General features: G+C 74.3%; 1 protein-coding gene. It reads right to left on the bottom strand.

Annotated features, from left to right (window positions below):
• Window positions 1–124 precede the first annotated feature (124 nt).
• A partial coding sequence (locus tag LCE31_RS27585) for a copper resistance D family protein (RefSeq protein WP_225018888.1) occupies window positions 125–1,324 on the bottom strand: 1,200 nt, incomplete at its 5' end.

Below are 1,324 nucleotides of genomic sequence, written 5' to 3'. Positions count from 1 at the left end.
GATCCCCGGGCCGCCGCCCGCACCGCCCCGGGGATCTCCGCCCCTGCCTTCCGCGGTGCGCCGGGGCGTCGTGCGTGCGCCGTTCTTCGCTGTCTGCGTCTGCTTCGAGGTCTCGGTCACTGGCTCAGCCGATCGTGATGTTCTTGTAGACGGTGGTCTCGTCGATGTCGGAGGTCCGCACGGTGAGGGCGAGCTGCCAGGTGCCCGGCATCGGGATCTGGACGTGCTCCGCCGCCCAGTGGCCGGGCGCGAAGCGCCGCGGCGTCACCGGAAGCGGGCCGACACCGCGGGCCTTGAGCGTCAGCGACGCCTTGACCTGGGGTACGTCCAGGGGCTTGTCGCCGGGGCCGTTGAGGTAGATGTGCATCAGGTTCTCGCCGCCCGCGCGCGCCGGTTCGAGGTAGAACTCGACGACGCCCTTGCCCTTCGGACCGCCCGTGTCGAAGGGGATGCTCAGGTCGACGGGCCCGCCCTTCGGCACGGCCGCCGCGGCGGACGCGCTCGCCGGGTTCTTCGCCGCGGCCTCGGCCGTCCTCGCGGGCTCGGTGTCCGAGAGGATCGTCGCGAGCGCCAGGACGGCGACCGCCACGGCGGCCTCGGCGAGGACGGATCTGCGCAGGCCGCCGCGTGCCGGTTCGGCGTCCCGCACCCGCTTCCGGCGGGCCGTCGCGACCGCCGCGCGCTGCCGTGCGAGCTGCGCCGCACGCGCGTCGCCCGGAGCCGAAGCCGAAGCCGAAGCCGAAGCCGCAGTCGCACCCGTACCGGAACCCGTATCCGTACCTGTACCGGAACCCGTACCGGAGCCCTTACCCGTACCGGAGCCGGTCCCGCTTCCGCGTCCCGCCTTCGCGCCCTTCGACGCGGCCAGCGCCACCGGCTCCTCCTCCCCGGAGGCCTCCCCCGCGCCCGCGCGCGCCGGGGCGGGTACGGCGGCGGGTGCCGCGGCCAGCCGCGCCGTCCAGCGCCGCGAGAAGTACGCGATCACCACGACCACGACGACCAGGCCGACCTTCACCATCAGCAGCTGTCCGTACGACGTCGAGGCCAGCGCGGAGAACGTACCGACCTGGCGCCACGCCTGGTACAGCCCGCTCGCCACCAGCGCCACCACGCTCCAGAACGCCAGCGCGGAGAACCGCCGCACGGCCGCCGCGTCGATCGACGGCGTCCGGTACAGGGCGACGAGCAGCGCGGTGAGCCCGCCGAGCCAGCAGGCCATCGCCAGCAGGTGCACCATGTCGACGGGCATGGCGAGCCAGGTCTGGATGCCCGTGGACGCGTGCTCGCTCAGCGACCAGGTCGCCGCGAGCCCCGCGGCGACGAC

The organism is Streptomyces sp. 8L, assembly GCF_020176795.1.
In the GTDB taxonomy this organism is placed as follows: domain Bacteria; phylum Actinomycetota; class Actinomycetes; order Streptomycetales; family Streptomycetaceae; genus Streptomyces.
Note: the sequence above shows the minus strand (reverse complement) of the source record. Positions and strands in the feature narration are given on the sequence as shown.